The sequence below is a fragment of the Citrobacter sp. TBCS-14 genome (assembly GCF_005280805.1).
In the GTDB taxonomy this organism is placed as follows: domain Bacteria; phylum Pseudomonadota; class Gammaproteobacteria; order Enterobacterales; family Enterobacteriaceae; genus Citrobacter; species Citrobacter gillenii.
In genome coordinates, this window is the sequence record NZ_SZWM01000564.1 from 288 (window position 1) to 550 (window position 263).

At 52.5% G+C, this 263-nt stretch carries 1 protein-coding gene; it reads right to left on the reverse strand.

Annotated features, from left to right (window positions below):
* Positions 1 to 263, reverse strand: a 263-nt coding sequence (locus tag FDX22_RS19920; RefSeq protein WP_186805371.1) for a transglycosylase domain-containing protein, incomplete at both ends; no start/stop codon positions are given.

A 263-nucleotide genomic window follows, 5' to 3' on the forward strand; every position in this document is an offset into this window, starting at 1 on the left:
GTTTCTTGCTCCAGACGGTTTCTATCCCAAGCGTTAACCCGGCCTCAAGCCCTTTGCGCACCCAGCTACGCCCATCCCACAAAAAGAGGTTTTTTGCCGTTTGTTGCGATAACGTCGAAGCGCCCCGAATACGGTTTTCATTACGTTCGTTATGCGCCAGCGCTTTCTCTATCGCTGAGACATCAAATCCCCAGTGATCGGGAAATTTCTGGTCCTCAGCGGCAATGACCGCCAGCCCCATCCACGGTGATATCTCATCCATA